This is a genomic window from Acinetobacter lwoffii, from assembly GCF_019343495.1.
GTDB lineage: Bacteria > Pseudomonadota > Gammaproteobacteria > Pseudomonadales > Moraxellaceae > Acinetobacter > Acinetobacter lwoffii_P.
This window is the reverse complement of sequence record NZ_CP072549.1, coordinates 831,088-848,710: the sequence shown is the minus strand read 5'-3', so window position 1 is coordinate 848,710 and position 17,623 is coordinate 831,088. Positions and strand designations below refer to the sequence as shown.

Genomic DNA, 17,623 nt, shown 5'->3' with positions numbered 1-17,623 from the left:
GGTTTTTTTTATGAGCTTTGATTTAAGCTTTGTCTTCAGCACCTTCAAGCTGCTTTAACAAATGCTTCTCTAGGTAATGAATATCCATTGCCTGTTTGCAGAAGTTTTTATCCTGAAGGATTAAATCTTTATGCAAAGGAATATTGGTTTTAACGCCAGTCAAAATCATTTCTTCCAAAGCATTTCTCATTCGAGAAATAGACGTCTCACGATCCTTACCATGCGAAATCAGTTTGGCAATCATCGAATCATAATACGGTGGAATGCTGTAACCTGGATAAACATGCGAATCTAAACGGATACCTGCGCCGCCTGGTGCATAGAAGTTGTCAATCTTGCCTGGTGAAGGCAGGAAGGTCGATGGATCTTCTGCGTTAATACGGCATTCAATCGCATGTCCTAAAACCTTGACGTCTTCTTGCTGAATATCGAGGCCTAAGCCGCCAGCAATACGCAATTGCTGTTCGATAATATCGATCCCCGTGACCATTTCAGTCACCGGATGCTCAACCTGAACACGCGTATTCATTTCAATGAAGAAGAACTCATCATCTTCAAACAGGAATTCGAATGTACCTGCACCACGATATTGCATCAGCTTACATGCATTCACACAGGCTTCTAGAATATCAGCACGTGCTTGCTCTGGTAAGTTCGGTGCTGGCGCTTCTTCCAGTACTTTTTGATGGCGACGCTGTAGTGAACAATCACGATCATACAGATGAATCGCATGGCCATTACCATCAGCCAGTACTTGCACTTCGACATGACGTGGCTTTTGCAGGAAACGTTCCATATACACCGTATCATCACCAAACCACATTTCCGCATCACGCTGTGCAGCCTGAACAGATTCAAGCAGGGTATCGACATTTTCTACGATACGCATACCACGACCACCACCACCAGAAGCAGCTTTTACAATCAGTGGAAAACCGATCTCTTTCGCTTCAGCCATGGCATTGTGAATCGTTACGGCATGGTCGCAGCCTGGTACTGTTGGTACACCAGCTTTTTTCATGGCAATAATGGCAGAAACCTTGTTCCCCATTAAACGAATATGTTCCGGACGTGGGCCAATAAAGATAAAACCAGAATTTTCTACGATTTCGGCAAATTCTGCATTTTCAGCGAGGAATCCATAACCAGGATGGATTGCATCTGCGCCGGTAATTTCAGCAGCTGTAATAATCGCAGGAATATTCAGGTAGCTGTCACTGCTCGCACCAGGGCCGATACATACTGCTTCATCACAGAAACGTAAATGCATCAGGTCCTTGTCTGCGTCAGAATAGACACCTACAGTTTTGATCCCTAAAGTTCTGCAAGCCCGGGTGATGCGTAACGCAATTTCACCACGGTTTGCAATTAAAACTTTTTGCAACATTATAAATCCCCGGGGTGATTAAGCGCGGTAGCGGAAAAGTGGTTGACCGAATTGAATCACTTCACCATTTTTCACCAGAATTTCTTCAATCACACCGCTTTGAGTTGCTTCAATCGGGTTCATGATTTTCATTGCTTCGATAATACCCAGCGTATCGCCTGCAGAAACGGTCTGGCCAACTTTAACAAAGGTCGGCTCACCCGGGCTTGGTGCTGCATAGAACACGCCGACCATTGGTGAAGTTTCAACTGCGCCGCGAGGAGATTTTGCTGCTGGCGCTTCGGCTGCTGGTGCAGGCATCGCAGGAACAGCTGCTGCAACCACTGGATTACGACGAGTTAATGCAATCGATTGATCGCCTTCTTTAACTTCGATCGCCTGTAAGTCAGATTCAATCATCAAGTCGATGAGTTTCTTGATTTTACGGATATCCATGAGACAGTATTCCTAATTAAGATTGTGTAGAAGGTTGTATTTTTTCAATGATATAGTCGAGGGCAGCAGCATAGCCTTTTGCACCTAGACCACAAATCACGCCGATGGCTTTATCGGACAAGTACGAATGATGTCGGAATGCCTCACGTGCATGCACATTAGACAGATGGACTTCAATGAAAGGAATGGCAACGCCAAGAAGGGCATCGCGAACCGCAACAGAGGTATGAGTCAATGCTGCCGGATTAATAATGATATATTGAACGCCGTCTTGCTGAGCTTGATGAATTCGGTCAACAATGGCACCTTCCCAGTTGCTCTGGAAAGTTTCAAGTTGTAATGTAGCCTGTTGAGCCTGAGTAATCAGTTGCTGGTTAATATCGTCAAGACTAAGGTGACCATAAACTTCCGGTTCGCGCTTCCCAAGCAAGTTTAAATTCGGTCCATGAATAACCAAAATGGTCGAACTCATCCAGCATGCTCCAATTAAAAAGTATCGGGGTTTGTTTGCAAGATGTCTGCAAACTCTGCTTATTATTGCATGATTTTCTACATTACTATTTATAATTTCTTTTAATTAACGTAGAAAGCATATAGCAAACAGTGGCGCTATAATGAAAACTTTGCAGAGATTTGGCAATGTTAAAAAATTACAATTCGCTGGGTATTCAGATTATTTTCATTGTAAACCCAATTGGCAAAAACAGTTAATATCCTTTATGTAACTGTATCTTCATGTTAACGCTAAATTCTTCCTTTTAGTGATATTTTTAGTTTTGAGCAGGAGTTGTCTGGCTGATTTTACTACAATGTTCGATTTCTAGAGCATAGAAAACTCTTTACATTCTGACTTTAGAGTTGTGCTGATTATCCTCTTTATCTATAAGCTATCGATCGATTCTCAAAATATGATGAAATTTAAAAAAATAAGATAAGACAATATGTTAATGATATTTTTTCTTATTTTACTTGGATTTTTCTGAGCCTATTCTTCTAATAGATTGGAATGAGTTACATCATTTTCAATTCAAGTATTCATGACAGACACTGTATAAGAATGTATTTTCTCTGCCTGAGATAAGGGTTGAATCTCAGCAGGTTTAAGATAAAACCCTTGGACTATATGCCTCGTATTTATAGACGCATGAAGTGACGAATGTGTTCATCTTCAAGTCTTCTACATAGTGAAGCTATTAAGCGCTTAACGCTTGGATAGTGGCAAAAACGCATACATTTGATGCAATTTTGCGCATCATCATCTTTGCAGAAAAGTTTAAAAGTATTGAAGAGCGTAACGATTCAACCAAATAGGTCTGATTGAGGCGGAATACGGGCTTAAAGCAAAATTTGCTCTATAGTTGCCTCCTCTAAATTAACTTCTTGAGCTAATCTTTATATAATCATGCGATTCATCTCAAACAAGACTTTCTATGACACCTGCATGCAAACTATTAAAAGCCAATAAAATTGAATACAGCATTCATGAATATGAACATGATGCCAATGCCAAAAGTTTCGGGCTAGAAGCTGCTGAGAAATTGGGGCTTTCGGTGGAAGAAGTCTTTAAAACTTTATTGGTTACGGATGATAAACAGTATTTTGTTGCCATATTGCCGGTACATCATCAACTCAATCTGAAAAAAGTAGCGCAGGCCGTAGGATGCAAAAAACTTCAGATGGCAGATCCTAAACATGCAGAACGCTTGACCGGTTATCTGGTTGGCGGAATAAGTCCCATTGGGCAAAAGAAACGATTAAAAACGGTGATCGATGCCAGCGCAGAACAGTTCGATAAGATCTATGTGAGTGGCGGTAAAAGAGGTTTGGATATCGGATTAAAGCCGGCTGATCTTGCCAAAGTGCTCAATGCACAGTTCGTCGATGTGCTGGATACATAAGATCGAAGTAAGGTGATCACCTAATTCATAGAACCTGAAGTAATAGATTTAAAATAGCTGCATATTTTTTGGTCGGAAATAACAGTAAATCATTTTATACGTTTGTATATTAGATACGTTAAAACACAGCCTGACTGTGTACACAACAAGGAATGAAAACAAAAATATAAATTATTATGCGGAGCATAATGGATGAAAATTCAAAATAAAAAATGGCCACGGTTCTGTCTGACACTATCTGCAATGGCGATGCTATCTGCATTGCCTAGTGTACAGGCCGCTTCTGCACCTTCAGCTGCACCTGCCAATTCACAGCAGGTTTTCTTTGTCGGAAATAACTGGGATGGCACGGTAACCGTGATTCGTCCATCGGGTGATTTTGGCAAGATTGGCGTTATTAACATGATTCCTGACCGGAAAGAGCGCCTTAAAGAAATCCACCTGAATCCAATCAAACTGATTGCTTATACTTACATTCAGGCTACAGCCGGTGAAGGCAATGACCAGCTGGTGGATGATATGTACTCGACACCAGATGGACAGTCAGTCGTTGCATCACGACCAAGTTTCGCTGATGTGGTATCAATTAATATCAAAACCGGCAAGATTAACTGGCGGACGCCTGTAGAAGGCTTCCGTGCTGACCATATGGCGGTATCACCAGATGGGCAACGGGTCGCCGTATCTGCATCTTCAGGAAATGTGGTGCATGTACTGGATATCCATACCGGTAAAGAGTTGGGCCGTTTCAGCACTGGCGATAAACCGCATGAAAACATTTACTTCGATGGTGGTAACAAGATCCTGAACTCTGCCATCGGCAATGTGGAAACGTCGATGGATGCACAGTGGCAAGACTTTACTAAAGGTAAGCGTTTTATCACTATTGCAGATGCCAATACACATCAGGTGCTAAGAAAAATCGATTTCAGACCTGCACTGGATGCATTTGGCCGCAAAGATTTATCCAACTCAGTACGACCAATGGTATTTAGCAAGGATGAAACCAAACTGTATGCCCAGGTTTCATTTTTTAATGGTCTGATTGAGTACGATCTGAATCAGAACAAGATTAGCCGGATCGGACAGCTGCCTGGTAGTGACAGTATTCCGAAAGACCGGACAAAATGGGTCAATGATTCACGTCATCATGGCCTATCAATCAGTGCTGATGGTGAAAAGCTCTGTGTCGCCGGTACGATGGATAACTACGCTACGATTGTAGATCGCAAAACACTGACAGCCGGGAAACTGATTTCTGCAGGTAAACCTTATTGGGCAACGCGAAGCCCGGATGGTCGTAGCTGTGTGATTTCAGAAAGTGAAACCGATGTGGTCACAGTGATTGATTTTGCCACAGGCAATAAAGTGCTCAGTGTGCCGGTAGGGAATCATCCACAACGCGTCCGGATTGGTTATGCACCAGCAGACTGGTCAACGCCGTAGTCGATGAGCGAAAAAGACAGCTTTTTGATAAAGGCTGTCTTTCTTTAGCTGAGGACATAAAAATGAATGATAAAACAATTCTGTTCTATGTAATACTCGGATTGCTATTGTTTGGGACTTTAGTCGGTATTGGCTATCAGGTACGACAAGAAATCTATCGGACGAATTTTACTGATCAGACCCATTCTGATCCGGTCCTGCCAGCTGAAAAATCGGCAAGCTATATATCTGTTAACTCTCCTGAGAATAGTCAAACTACGAATAAGGAACAGAATGATACGGTTGCAAAGCAAAGCGAATTATCAAAGCAACAAGAACAGTTATATCTGGACTTTACTCAGATCATTAACGCTTTAAGTGAGGGACAACGACCAAATCCTCAACAAGTCAGTTTGTTGATCAGTCAGCAGCAAAAACTGGTAGAGGCCCAACTGGTGAGCAAGGCCGAAGCGAAAGCACAAATTGAGTTTCTGATTAAAGTTCTGCCTGAAATGGATCATGAATTGCATCGGGCGTTGCGAGTATTAGAACAAACTCGAACTTGACGAATTAGATCCAGCTGTATCTTTCATTATTCTAAGCCTAAAAATTGTTCTCATGAAAAAAGGCCCAAAAAATGATTCGGGCCTTTAAACACATGCTTTAAAAAGCTAAGTATCTTTATAAACAGTTCGCAGGCTTGGGTACACCAGCCAAACGGCTTAAGTGACGGGCCACCAGACCAGTATTAAACTTTTCCTGAAGCATGGCATTATTGATATCGGCACTGACAGTTTTCATTAAAAATTTAATCAGTGGGCGTGTTGCTGGTGAATGACCAAACTGCTGATAGAACTGACGTACCGCTTGCAGAATTTCAAAATGCCAAGGAGTTAAGCTCAGTTCCAGACTATCGGCCAGCACTTGAGCAACGTCTTCATTCCAGATGGTATAGTCAACTAGATGGCCATCTTGATCCAATTCTAAATTCATATCTAACTCATTCATTATTTCATTGAAATGCAGCGATTAAACTCGAGGCAAAGATCTGCAAAATCTGCATAATTCAAAAGCTTTATTTGTGTAGGCAAAGGTTGTACTAATAACTCCGCATCATTTTCCAGCATGTGAATTTTCGGCAAGCTTTGAAGAAATGAATGCTCTAGCAGCAAAACCGCTTCACCCATCAGCACGACCTGATCACCCGTTGCATAAATTTGAGCCAGTTGTTCTAGGATCTGCGCTGTTGCCGAATAGCTGGATTGGATCAGGTAAAGTGTATGATTTGACATTTGTATATCCTTATTCCTTACCAATACAACACATGATCAAAGCTTTGAATAAATTCAGGATTAAGCTCAATAAATTCGATTTCTTGTTCGCTCTGCGTCACAAATGGGGAATTCTGGTTTTTCTGCTCAATCAGAACTGGAGTGAGATCATAAAACTCAAAACTGTCGACCATATTTGATGCCAGTTTAAATGCATGTTGCAACTGGTCAAATTGCAGCTCTGAACGCAGCAGACTAAGGGCGGCCCCTTGTAGCAGGACTTTAACTTCTGCGCCAAAAGTTGCCAAGACCATGGTAGCCGACAGACTTTCATGTACCTGCAGGCTGGTCAGATTGGCTTGGGTTAATATAACAAGTACAGATTTCACACAAGATTCCTTGGAAAAGCAACACATTCTAAAAAATGAAACATCTAGAATTGAATGAGACGTTGTGAGGACTGAACAGCATCGGCAAGTTCACCTAAACCGACCAATTCAAAGGCATCTGCCAGATTATGCTGCTGAATATTGTGACGTCGAGCATTGTCCAGATCTGTAATTCCACGTGCCAATGCTGCACTTACACAGACCGGGAGGCGAATCTGTAGCGCTTGCCATGCATGTGTAAGATGACGTTGATCGTCGGGTACCCATTGCAGTGCATTTGCGACCGATACGCCGTCCTGATAGAAGAATACACGGAATGCTTCCTGTTTATCTTGCAAGGCCTGAGCCAAACCCAGGGCATGCCAGGCATAAATGGAAGTCGGTGCGGAGGTAACAAGAATTAAGGTGCTCATCGAAATTCACTACAGGCTTGATCAATAGCAACAGATTGATCTTGGCTTCATCAGAAAGTAGGTAGTATAAATGATTTTAGTGACGGGTGGATTAGGCTTTTTAGGCTCACATATTGCTTTAAGTCTGTTAGCACAAGGACTAGAGGTCATTGTGGTCGATAATTTGGCCAATGCTAACTTACAGACTCTGGAGCGCCTCGAATTTATTTCTGGTATGTATGTACCTTTTATCAAAATTGATATTCGCAATACGCCAGCATTGAACAAAGTCTTTGAGCAGCATTCGATTCAGGCTGTGGTACATACCGCAAGTTTTAAGTCACTGGAAGAATCAGTATTAAAACCACTTGAATATTATAATGATAATGTCAGCTGTATTATGAGTCTCATGCGTGCCATGCAACGTACCGGAGTGCGTCATCTGGTACATTTATCCAGTCTGGCGGTATATGGACAATCTGGCACAGATTTAAGCGAAGATCTGCCTTTTAACTATACCTATCCGAATCCCTATATCAAATCGCAACAGATGGTTGAGGAAATTATCCGCGATACTGCCAAAACTGACAATGAATGGCGGATTGCAATCCTACGTCTGTCCAATATCGCCGGCGCCTTTGAACACGGTGTGCTGGGGGAAGCGGTGCCACCTTTACCGAAAAATATTTTGCCTTTGGCGATGCAGGTCGCTGCACAGCAACGTGAATATCTGGAATTACGCCGTCAGGCCCATACTGCGGATGGCACAGTAGAACGCAGTTTTCTGCATGTCGCAGACTGTTGTGATGCCGTGATCAAGTCCTTGCAATGGCTATCACAACAGCAGGAATTAAAATGTGAAGCCTTTAATATTGCCGGTGAATTGATTTCCATACAGGATTTGCTAGATCAACTGGCTGAAGTGACTCAGTCTGCAATCAAAACCATGGATGCTCTGCCATACCCACATGCGGAAATCGATCAATTGGGGGCGAACATTGGAAAAGCGCGAAATATCCTACATTGGCAACCTCAGCGATCACTCAGAAAGATGCTTGAGGATGAATGGTTGTTTTATCAGAATACGCTCAGAGGGCAGTAAGTAAGAGAACTTAGCTTGTATTTGATAATAATTATCATTTACATTAATACTGTAATCGATTACTTTAAATAAATAGATTAAATCATTGATATAGAAATTCCTAAGATCCGTAACAGGCAAGAAGAATTGAGGTTGAACATGCAAACACGTATTGAACATGACACGATGGGAGAAGTGGCTGTACCGAGCGAGGCTTTATGGGGCGCTCAGACTCAGCGTAGCTTGCAAAATTTCAAAATTGGAAATGAGCGTTTGCCACGGCCAATGATTCGTGCCATGGGACTCGTCAAAAAAGCTGCGGCCTTAACCAATGCCGAGCTGAACCAGATTTCCCAAGAACTGTCACGCTACATTGTAGATGCGGCAGATGAAGTCATCAGCGGGAAATGGGACAGTCAATTTCCATTGGTGGTCTGGCAAACCGGTTCAGGTACGCAAAGTAATATGAACTGTAATGAGGTGATTGCCAATATTGCCAACCAGAAATTGGGCAATCATTTAGGGGCACAAAAACCGGTTCATCCAAATGATCATGTCAACCGTGCCCAATCTACCAATGATTCATTTCCAACTGCGATTCATGTGGCTGCGAGCTTGCAGATCAATGAACTGTTAATTCCGGCAGTCACACGCTTGCGCGATACTTTATATGCCAAATCTCAGGATTTTGCCGATATTGTAAAAATTGGCCGGACTCATCTACAAGATGCTACGCCTTTAACCTTGGGGCAGGAATTCAGCGGTTATGTCTCTCAGCTGGATCATGGGCTTCTTCGTCTAGAACAGGCCTTAGTTGGTTTATATGAATTGCCATTAGGCGGGACAGCGGTCGGTACCGGTCTGAATGCTCATCCCGATTATGCCGTTCAGTCTGCTAAAACCCTGGGACAGTTAACTGGCTTGCCATTTGTAACTGCGCCAAACAAGTTTGAGGCTTTGGCAGGCCGTGATGCTGCGGTATTTGCTTCTGGTGCATTAAAGACTTTAGCAGTGAGCCTAAATAAGATTGCCAATGATATTCGTTGGCTGGCCAGTGGGCCTCGTTGTGGTTTTGGTGAATTGCGTATACCTGAAAATGAACCGGGTTCTAGCATCATGCCGGGTAAGGTGAATCCGACGCAAAGTGAAGCGATGACGATGGTAGTCGCACAAGTTCTCGGCAATGACACCACCATTAATATGGCAGGTGCATCAGGTAACTTTGAACTGAATGTGTTTATGCCGGTCATTGCCTATAACCTGCTGCAATCCATCCAGCTTTTAGGCGATGCGTGTAACAGTTTTAATGATCATTGCGCCGTAGGAATTGAGCCGAATCATGAGAAAATTGAACATTTCCTGCATGATTCTTTAATGCTGGTCACGGCATTGAATCCGGTCATTGGTTATGAGAATGCAGCCAAGGTTGCCAAAACAGCTTATAAGGAAGGAAAAACCTTAAAACAGGTGGCTGTTGAACTGGGTTTAGTCACCGCTGAACAGTTTGATGAGGTGGTGCGTCCTGAACAGATGGTTTCACCGAATGCCAAATAAGGGCTGTAGCGCTTTTATTTTCAATCTTTCCGCCTGTTTTATCATGGAATAGTCAGCAGTGGTTTTTATCTCAGGCAGAGTTGCGTACAATAGTGCTAGATGAGATTAACCACTGATGATTGTTTTATGCTTGATATTTATTTAACAGATGTTCAAAGAAAGGTGCAATTCAAGGATTATCCAGGTGAGCATCCTGTTAAATTTATTCTGAATTTCAAAAAGATTTTCCCAAGTGTGATGGAACTTCTTTTACCTGTGCTTCCCGATAATGAAAATCTGGAAGAAATGTCTTGGGAATCGACCAGCGATGATTTTGAAACCTTCCAGATATTCTTAACTGGATGGGGTATTATCGAACTGCGATTAAAAGCAATTACCCAGTTTAAAGATAAAGCATTTGCGGATCGTCTGGTTAAACAAGCCCAACAGAAACGCAAAGACTATCAAAAACAGCAGACTAAACTAACCACAGTTGAACTGGATTATTTGTTTATGCACGAGATGCATGCCTTGATTGATGCAGAGCTGGTTGAACTCGGTGAGAAATTCTATTTACCGATTTTACGTGAGCTCTGGAAAACTAAAGTATCTGCTCAGGTGTTGAACGCGAAGTTTTAAACTGGGTTTTTAGCTTTTATTTATAAAATTAATCCTCCAATTTTGGGGGATTATTTTTTATCTGCAATATGAGATTTATTTCATGATGTGCTATTCTTTAGAATAGCCTAAGCAAGATTAAATTTGGTGATTGAACGTCTTTTATTCTTAAAATTTTGCTCAGTAATAGCGCATGTTGAACCATTGTTTAGCATCAGGCTCTATCATAGGGCAGCAGTTTTAACGAATGTTCAAAAAATAGATGAAAATGATCATTTTTAGCTAAAAAATATATAAAAATATCAATTAAATAGCCTAGTAATTCAGTCTATTATTTTTTAAGGTATATAAGCTTTATCTCACGTTAAAGCAAAAGCTTCATTGATTAGCTATCCTTCACAAAAATAACTGAAGGTTCAAATTTTCCCGAAGATATATCCCAGGATTTTCAAAAATGTCGAATCAGTTTTTAGATTTAATTACTAAACGCCGTACTATTTATGCCATTGCCAAAAATGTTGAACAATCTCCTGAACGTCTAACTGATTTGATTCAGACTGCAATTAAGCAAAGCCCATCTTCTTTCAATTCTCAGTCGTCGCGCGCCGTCATTTTATTCAATTCAGAACATGAAAAGTTCTGGGGCTTCGTCGCAGATAAATTAAAAAGCTATGCCAAAGATGAAGAAAGCGCTGCAAAAACCACAGCAAAAATGGCAAGTTTTGCGGCAGGGGTAGGCACTGTTTTATTTTTTGAAGATCACACAGTCGTAGAAGGCTTACAGGCACAATTCCCATCTTATGCTGATAACTTCCCAATCTGGGCAGAGCATTCGACTGCGATCGCACAATTTGCAACCTGGACAGCATTGCATACAGAAGGATTGGGCGCATCATTGCAGCACTACAATCCGATCGTGGATGAGCAAGTTCATGCGGAATGGGACATTCCATCGAACTGGAAGTTGCGTGCACAGTTGGTGTTTGGTTCGATAGAAGGCGAGCCGCGAGCTAAAGATTATCTGGCGGATGAAGAGCGCTTTAAAGTCTTCCAATAAGTTGAGATCCATATCTGCGCTTAACACGGTTTAAGGGCAGATATTTTTTAGATCTCGATGAAATCCCAATCAGCTTCATTAAAATTAAGTTAAAATAGCGCGCTAATGAAAATTGATGAGTAAGACCGAATGTCGAAAAACACGCAAAACCTGTCACCTTTACAAGAACTGATCGCGGAACAAAAACTGCTCTGTGAAGAAGTAGGTTCGGCTTATGTTGAAGTGAGTGGTGATGATGTGGTTGCCGTGGCCGTACATACCTTGAAACAAGATCCGATTGTCGGCATTCGTAAAAAGCCCGAGCCGGCTGAAAATATCAGCTGGTATATTTACGGCGGAGAACCTTCAAGTGAAGATGCTTTTGAAACCATGACCGTACGTGAATTACAGGACATCGCACCAGAAGTTTTACCGTATCTGGCTCTGGAAACAGGTTTTCGTTTCATGATTGATGCCGATGATTATGAAGATGTCTGGAAAGAAGAAATTTAAATGCTAAAAAAATCATCTTTCATTTGTGCTGGATTATTATTAGGACTGAGTAGTGTGGTCTTCGCACAGCGGCTTTCACAAAGTGCCTATGACGAGTTTATTTCAGCTCAGACTAAAATCGTTAATGAAACCAAGCATATTTTAGATGAAGATGATCAAAAGGTAGATGCCCAAACTCAACGTCAGGCTTTCTGCAAACGACTGAAAGCCTATCAGGATATTCAAAAGGTGTCCGAAGAAAACAGCAGTCTGGATATGGCGCCCACGATGGTCATGGTCGCCAAAAGTTTTCTTAAGAGGCAGGATCAAAGTTTGACTCAATCTGGAATGACCACAAGCGTATTTTGTAAAAATAGGAATGTAGAATAAATTATAAAATACTTTTCTATCTTGAAAGTTTTTCGCAGTAGAATAAAAATTAAGTAGGTAAGTCTATTTCACAACCAGATTTTATAGATATTAAAACCTGAAAGACCATTTCCTGAATATCATGTAATAAAAAATCTGTTAAGTTAATTTAAATTTATCTTGGTGTGAATATCTAATATCTCGGGTATATATCCACTGTTTTTAATACATTGATAAGAATAAATGAATAATCGTAGTTTTGTAATTTCTTGAACAGGACGATTTAAGTAGGATAGCGTGATTGTACGCTGATATTTAAGCTAATAACTTGAATATCTTAAGATGCTAAAAATAGCCTAAGCAACACATAAGTTTAACAACTTTCTCAAGAAAGGGAGAAGGGGGAATTGATAATACTGATATTTACTGCCTGTAACTCATTTGGTCTTAAAACGTATTATTTTTAAACAGAATTAAGTCGATTAATAAGCTACTTATGAATGGTCGATCTTTAATAAATTATGAGCAGTAAATATTAAGGCAGATTATTTAAATTACCTCAGTCTATTTGGATAATCACAGCGAGTTAATTTAAGAAACACTCCGACCTAAAAGTGCTTTACATGTTATTAAATCCCAGTTTTAAGGTTTTCATTAATTTTATTTGGTCTGCATCACAATTTAACCATCTTCGTTCATATTTATAGCCAGATATCCATCCAGATCTTAAATCGTAATTTTAAAAACTTATGAATCGATTAAGTTTTTTTAGCCTAAGCAAAATATACTTCCATAAAATAGCCTAAGCAAAATTTTATATTTAAAAATTTTACAATTGATTAATTCCTAATATAAACCCACTATTAACAGTTAAATACAGAAATCACGGAATTCTCAAATGATCCTAAATTATCAACTCCAACACCACGAAACGTCAGTGCTATCTCCAATGGTCTTTATTCATGGTTTATTCGGTAGTTTAAGTAATTTAGGAGTACTAGCTCGATATTTTTCTGAGCAAAGAACCGTGCTTCAAATTGATGTACGCAATCATGGTCTTTCTGCTCATAGCTCAGACTTAAATTATCAACTTATGGCTGAAGATGTCCTAGAAACTTTATCGAGTTTAAATATTCAAAAGTTCGTAGTAGTAGGGCATTCTATGGGCGGAAAAATTGCCATGAAATTGGCTGATTTAGCCCGCGTACAAACTGAAAAGTTGATCGTCCTGGATATCACACCGATCCAATATCATGAAAGTCATCATACTGAAATTTTTAAAGCTTTATTCGCAGTACAGCAAGCAAATGTTGCTTCACGACTTGAGGCAGCAAAAATTATGCGTGAATACATTCATGAAGAAATGGTAATTCAGTTTTTATTAAAATCCTTTAATAAAGGACAATGGCTCTTTAATGTTCAGGCTTTATTTGATCATTATTCAGATATTATGGATTGGGAAAAGCTCGAAAAAATGAATCAGCCAGCTTTATTCCTGCGTGGTGGAAATTCTTTTTATATTTCAAAACCGGAACACTTCGCAGCAATTGATGAGCAATTTTCTCAAGCAAAAATTGAAATGATCGAAAATACAGGACATTGGCTGCATGGCGAAAAACCAGAAGAAGTGATCCAGCACATAAAAACCTTTTTGAATTAAGCTGATATGAACGTTTCAAGCGTTACTTCTCATGCACCAATGTAGGACCAAAGCTAAGCAAATGTTCAGAAATAATGGCAAGGTATTCTGATTTTAATAGATCGTCATGGCGACAATGACCCTGTTGACCACAGCTGGCATGCATCAGACCTGAAGTACCATCTCGGATGTTGATGCGCATCATAAACTAGACATTTTTATTGGTGAGAATATAGACATTTTGAATGGGTTCTAACAGATTGATTTCGTATAATGTATATTATGTTAAATGGAATCTCTGTGACAGCACTCTTTCAAAGTTATTATCCATAAAAGTTAATTTTGGAGTTTTCCTTGTGTGTATACCTTTAACTGTTAAAAAAACATATTTGGATCAGCATATCTATAAATAGTATCCAGATCTTTTTCAATCGAACCAGAAACTATATTGGGTAAAACCTGATTTACCTTCACAAAGATCTTTTCAGGATAACCGACCTGATACGACTGACAATCTTTCTGTAAGAAATGATAAAACTCTTGTGCGACAAAATCAGGATCATCCATTTTAGTTCCCAGTGCCTGATTCATTTCTGTGACATTTGCATCATTCATTTCCGTGATCGTTGCCCTTGGTGAAAAATAACGAAATTGAATTGAGGTCTTAGCATACTCACGTGCAAGCGCTTCGGTGGCACCGCGCAAGGCGAATTTACTGGCACAATAACTGACATAACCCGGATAGCCAATGCTACCGAAAGTAGAACCGATATGAATGATCTGGCTTGGCTGAGTTTTTGACATCAATGGAATCATGCCTTGCACCAGTTGCAAGGGATAGACCACATTAATCAGCATCATCTGTTCCATCATTTCCTGTGACTGCTGCGAGAACAGACTGAAATCATTGATACCGGCATTATTGATGTAATAGTGAATGGGGGTATTCAGTTCGGCCAGCGCACCTAGCAAATCGTTACGGCTGTGCTGCTCGGCCAGGTCACAGCAGATCCCTTGCAGTTGTATATCCGGATAACACTGCGCCAGTTTTTCACCTAATTTTTGTAAAGTCCGTTCATTACGTCCGACCAGAACCAGATTCAGGCCATTTTTCCCAAGAATATCGGCAATGGCCTGTCCGATGCCACCGGTCGCACCTAGAAGAACTGCTGTTAAATTGGACATAGATCATTTCTCTTATCGTTGAATTTTTTAAGATGTCTCTTTCTGCTTTGCTTAAAAGTCAGGATTCAAGCCCAGTCCCATACAGATGTATAGCTTGCGCTGTTCAAGTGGTACCAAGATTTCACGTCGGCCATGCATAAAGCGTTTGTTATCAATGATCACCAGATCACCATCCTGCCAGTCAATTTCTGAGGTCTGGGTTTCACAACGCTCTGCCAGTTCTGCGAGTAAGTCTGAACTGATCTCTGAACCATCAGCAAAATAAAAACGGGGTTTTTCATAATTGAAAGATGGCCCTAGCAAGGTATTGGCAAATGCTGGAACACCCTTGAGATTGTCATGGCGGACCATCGGCATATTTAAATGGTAGTGCACTCCCCCGTCATGTGCCGGGCTAATCCGCTGGCCGGGTATTATCTGGATAAACTGTTGTAGCTCCTGCTGGCCGACCTGCTCTGCATTTTCAATATTCAAGGCAGTGGCCACATATTTCTGCCAGATCGGTTTGGGTAAATAACGGCTAATGGTCATCGGTTCGGCAAATTTCTGCTTGAGAGCATCCGGCATATTTTTCCAGACTTCATGCCCATCACATAAGGTAGTCTGCGAACCGCGCGAAGCACTTTTCTCACTGAAAAAGGCGATGATATCGGGCGGTAAAGGCGTCGTGCCATTTTCAATATGCAGTCCCATGGCCTGGCTACCTGCATCAACTTTCTGAGACTGGCGAGTGATGTTTTCGCGTGCAGGATCATAAGTCAGCCGCTGGCATAGCCTATTCATGAGCTCACTAAACGATGTCACGTCATAGTGTTCATGTCTTAACAAAACCCAGCCCTGTTCTACCAATTGCGTTTTAATCTGATTAGGTGTGGTGTGCAAAGCTTGCTGTGCAATATTCATGTGTTCGCTCTCATTCGATAGATCTATGGGTCTGTGAACTATGCAAAAATAGATTGGGACTCGTCCGGTATCAGTTCAGCCTGAAACTTTTGCTGGATCTGCTGTCTGCGCAGTTTGCCGTTGTCGGTCAACATCTGGTTGTTCAGGGAAAATGGCTCTGGAGATCTACACCAGTGTTTGATCTGAGCATAGTCTGGCATCCGGCTATTGGCCCGTTGAATCGCTGCTACCAGTTGCTGGTCTGAGGTGTCATTAGGGGCATAAATCACAGCCGACAGATAGGGCTGGGCTTCGCCAAAAATGGCAATCTGCTGGATTTCCGGCTCGGTCAGACTGTTGGACTCAACCCATTCCGGGGAAATATTGCGTCCAAAACTGCTGATAATCATCTGCTTGATGCGTCCGGTAATGTACAAATAGCCTTCCTCATCAAAATAGCCGGCATCACCCGTATGAATATACGGTGTCGCGGCCTGATCATTGACATAACCCAGCATGGCATTACCTTTCACCACCACTTCGCTGTTGGCTGCAATCTCAACTTCGACATGCGGTAAAACCCGACCCACACTGCCAATGCGGCGTGCACCCGGCAGATTCAGACTGACTACTGATGCACATTCGGACAGGCCATACCCCTCATAAACCGGAAGGTTAAGTTGCTGGCACTGTTTGAGTAAATCAGCAGAGACTTTCCCTCCACCGACCGCAATAAATTTCAGCATCTTGAACCCTGCAGCACCGTGTTCAGCGCTATATTCCACAATCGCTTTCAGCATCTGCGGTAATAAAATCACACTTTCGATTTGATAGCTCTGCACTGCATTTACAAACCGCTCTGTCTCAAAAGTATGATTAGATGTCAGGCCAAACTGGCTCACCTCGCCAACAATTACGGCGCGTCCCATGCTCAGTGCGACATAAATGCCGGCAATATTTTCCAGCAAGGTAGCAAATGGAATCAGGCACAAATGCCGTCCAAGCTGACTGCTGGCCAGTGCCTGACTCAGTGAATGAGTAATTGATTCTATGGTGTCTTCAGCCAGACACACGCCTTTCGGTGTCCCCGTACTGCCAGAGGTATAGGTGATTTTTGCCGGCTGCTGGGTTTGTAAAGAAAGTGAATACTGTACTGCCTGCTCTAGCTGAAAAAAGCGTGCATGTAGTTGGCCAGTAATAAATATCTCATCTCTACTCATGTCTTGGGCTAGATTCAGCAACCATTCTGGTGCAGAGAAAGATTCATCTAGAGTACATAGCAGCTCGGTTTGGCTGTCGGAAAGCAGATGCCGTACTTGGGTTGCAGTAAAAAACAGAGGTACCGGAATCACGGTCATGCCGGCTTTTTGTGCGGCAAGATCGACCACAATCCAGTCGATGCTGTTCACGCCCCATAAGGCCAGACGTCGTAGATTAAGCTGCTTGAAACCGGCACTCAATAATTCTACCCGCTGCTGTAGTTCCGCATAGCTCAGTGTTGCCTGTGCGGTAACCACAGCTTCTCGCTGCGGATACTGGTGTGCTTGTAGGTTGATACGTTCAAATAAAGCAGTCATCATTTAAATTCTGT

The 17,623-nt window shown here is 41.7% G+C and carries 20 protein-coding genes and 1 pseudogene; 10 read left to right on the top strand and 11 right to left on the bottom strand.

The annotated features are described in order from the left end of the window. Nucleotides 1-22: 22 nt before the first annotated feature. From accC to aroQ, 3 genes are read right to left on the bottom strand one after another with little or no spacing between them, the layout of a single operon-like run. Nucleotides 23-1,387, bottom strand: a complete 1,365-nt coding sequence (gene accC, locus J7649_RS03970) for an acetyl-CoA carboxylase biotin carboxylase subunit (protein ID WP_004646808.1) — start codon at nucleotides 1,385-1,387, stop codon at nucleotides 23-25. Between the two features lie 18 nt (nucleotides 1,388-1,405). Further along, the gene (accB, locus tag J7649_RS03965; RefSeq protein WP_005107117.1) at nucleotides 1,406-1,822 is read right to left on the bottom strand and encodes an acetyl-CoA carboxylase biotin carboxyl carrier protein; all 417 of its coding nucleotides are present in this window, start codon (nucleotides 1,820-1,822) and stop codon (nucleotides 1,406-1,408) included. A gap of 16 nt (nucleotides 1,823-1,838) precedes the next feature. Further along, the gene (aroQ, locus tag J7649_RS03960) at nucleotides 1,839-2,294 is read right to left on the bottom strand and encodes a type II 3-dehydroquinate dehydratase (RefSeq protein WP_219309490.1); all 456 of its coding nucleotides are present in this window, start codon (nucleotides 2,292-2,294) and stop codon (nucleotides 1,839-1,841) included. 958 nt (nucleotides 2,295-3,252) lie between these two features. Here aroQ and ybaK point away from each other — a divergent pair. The 3 genes from ybaK (at nucleotide 3,253) to J7649_RS03945 (ending at nucleotide 5,711) form a co-directional block, all read left to right on the top strand. After that, the gene (ybaK, locus tag J7649_RS03955; RefSeq protein WP_219309489.1) at nucleotides 3,253-3,720 is read left to right on the top strand and encodes a Cys-tRNA(Pro) deacylase; all 468 of its coding nucleotides are present in this window, start codon (nucleotides 3,253-3,255) and stop codon (nucleotides 3,718-3,720) included. Nucleotides 3,721-3,912: 192 nt separating this feature from the next. Beyond that, nucleotides 3,913-5,166 carry a YncE family protein gene (locus tag J7649_RS03950; RefSeq protein WP_219309488.1) on the top strand — a complete coding sequence of 418 codons (1,254 nt, stop codon included), beginning with the start codon at nucleotides 3,913-3,915 and terminating at the stop codon, nucleotides 5,164-5,166. A 62-nt stretch (nucleotides 5,167-5,228) separates the two neighbouring features. Then, on the top strand, nucleotides 5,229-5,711 hold the full coding sequence (locus J7649_RS03945; RefSeq protein ID WP_219309485.1) for a hypothetical protein: 483 nt from the start codon (nucleotides 5,229-5,231) through the stop codon (nucleotides 5,709-5,711). Nucleotides 5,712-5,826: 115 nt separating this feature from the next. Here J7649_RS03945 and J7649_RS03940 read toward each other — a convergent pair whose 3' ends face one another. From J7649_RS03940 to tusD, 4 genes are read right to left on the bottom strand one after another with little or no spacing between them, the layout of a single operon-like run. After that, nucleotides 5,827-6,138, bottom strand: a complete 312-nt coding sequence (locus tag J7649_RS03940; protein WP_005263018.1) for a TusE/DsrC/DsvC family sulfur relay protein — start codon at nucleotides 6,136-6,138, stop codon at nucleotides 5,827-5,829. A 14-nt stretch (nucleotides 6,139-6,152) separates the two neighbouring features. After that, nucleotides 6,153-6,437: a DsrH/TusB family sulfur metabolism protein gene (locus J7649_RS03935; RefSeq protein WP_219309483.1), complete on the bottom strand. Its 285-nt coding sequence runs from the start codon at nucleotides 6,435-6,437 to the stop codon at nucleotides 6,153-6,155. 17 nt (nucleotides 6,438-6,454) lie between these two features. Beyond that, a complete protein-coding gene (locus J7649_RS03930; protein WP_219309481.1) occupies nucleotides 6,455-6,805 on the bottom strand; it encodes a hypothetical protein in 351 nt (116 codons plus the stop codon). A gap of 44 nt (nucleotides 6,806-6,849) precedes the next feature. Then, on the bottom strand, nucleotides 6,850-7,218 hold the full coding sequence (tusD, locus tag J7649_RS03925; RefSeq protein ID WP_004280211.1) for a sulfurtransferase complex subunit TusD: 369 nt from the start codon (nucleotides 7,216-7,218) through the stop codon (nucleotides 6,850-6,852). Nucleotides 7,219-7,288: 70 nt separating this feature from the next. Between tusD and J7649_RS03920 the strand changes: the two genes are divergently transcribed. From J7649_RS03920 to J7649_RS03890, 7 genes are all read left to right on the top strand, one after another. Beyond that, on the top strand, nucleotides 7,289-8,299 hold the full coding sequence (locus J7649_RS03920) for an NAD-dependent epimerase/dehydratase family protein (protein WP_219309479.1): 1,011 nt from the start codon (nucleotides 7,289-7,291) through the stop codon (nucleotides 8,297-8,299). A 138-nt stretch (nucleotides 8,300-8,437) separates the two neighbouring features. After that, nucleotides 8,438-9,832, top strand: coding sequence for a class II fumarate hydratase (gene fumC, locus J7649_RS03915; protein WP_219309477.1), 1,395 nt, complete (start codon nucleotides 8,438-8,440; stop codon nucleotides 9,830-9,832). A gap of 126 nt (nucleotides 9,833-9,958) precedes the next feature. Continuing rightward, complete coding sequence (locus tag J7649_RS03910) at nucleotides 9,959-10,450, top strand: hypothetical protein (RefSeq protein WP_219309475.1); 492 nt, start codon at nucleotides 9,959-9,961, stop codon at nucleotides 10,448-10,450. Nucleotides 10,451-10,883: 433 nt separating this feature from the next. Continuing rightward, the gene (locus tag J7649_RS03905) at nucleotides 10,884-11,486 is read left to right on the top strand and encodes a nitroreductase family protein (protein ID WP_219309473.1); all 603 of its coding nucleotides are present in this window, start codon (nucleotides 10,884-10,886) and stop codon (nucleotides 11,484-11,486) included. 129 nt (nucleotides 11,487-11,615) lie between these two features. Next, complete coding sequence (locus tag J7649_RS03900; RefSeq protein WP_064102146.1) at nucleotides 11,616-11,978, top strand: immunity protein Imm33 domain-containing protein; 363 nt, start codon at nucleotides 11,616-11,618, stop codon at nucleotides 11,976-11,978. Then, a complete protein-coding gene (locus J7649_RS03895) occupies nucleotides 11,979-12,347 on the top strand; it encodes a hypothetical protein (RefSeq protein WP_219309471.1) in 369 nt (122 codons plus the stop codon). 877 nt (nucleotides 12,348-13,224) lie between these two features. Beyond that, nucleotides 13,225-13,986, top strand: coding sequence for an alpha/beta fold hydrolase (locus J7649_RS03890; RefSeq protein ID WP_219309469.1), 762 nt, complete (start codon nucleotides 13,225-13,227; stop codon nucleotides 13,984-13,986). Nucleotides 13,987-14,011: 25 nt separating this feature from the next. Here J7649_RS03890 and J7649_RS03885 read toward each other — a convergent pair. The 4 genes and pseudogenes from J7649_RS03885 to J7649_RS03870 form a co-directional block, all read right to left on the bottom strand. Next, nucleotides 14,012-14,152: pseudogene (locus J7649_RS03885) on the bottom strand (ISNCY family transposase); the annotation flags it as partial. 188 nt (nucleotides 14,153-14,340) lie between these two features. Continuing rightward, nucleotides 14,341-15,150, bottom strand: a complete 810-nt coding sequence (locus J7649_RS03880) for an SDR family oxidoreductase (protein WP_219309465.1) — start codon at nucleotides 15,148-15,150, stop codon at nucleotides 14,341-14,343. Nucleotides 15,151-15,201: 51 nt separating this feature from the next. After that, complete coding sequence (locus tag J7649_RS03875; protein WP_219309462.1) at nucleotides 15,202-16,053, bottom strand: TauD/TfdA family dioxygenase; 852 nt, start codon at nucleotides 16,051-16,053, stop codon at nucleotides 15,202-15,204. A gap of 38 nt (nucleotides 16,054-16,091) precedes the next feature. After that, entirely contained in the window at nucleotides 16,092-17,612 is a 1,521-nt protein-coding gene (locus J7649_RS03870; RefSeq protein ID WP_219309461.1) for an AMP-binding protein, read from the bottom strand. Nucleotides 17,613-17,623: the final 11 nt, after the last annotated feature.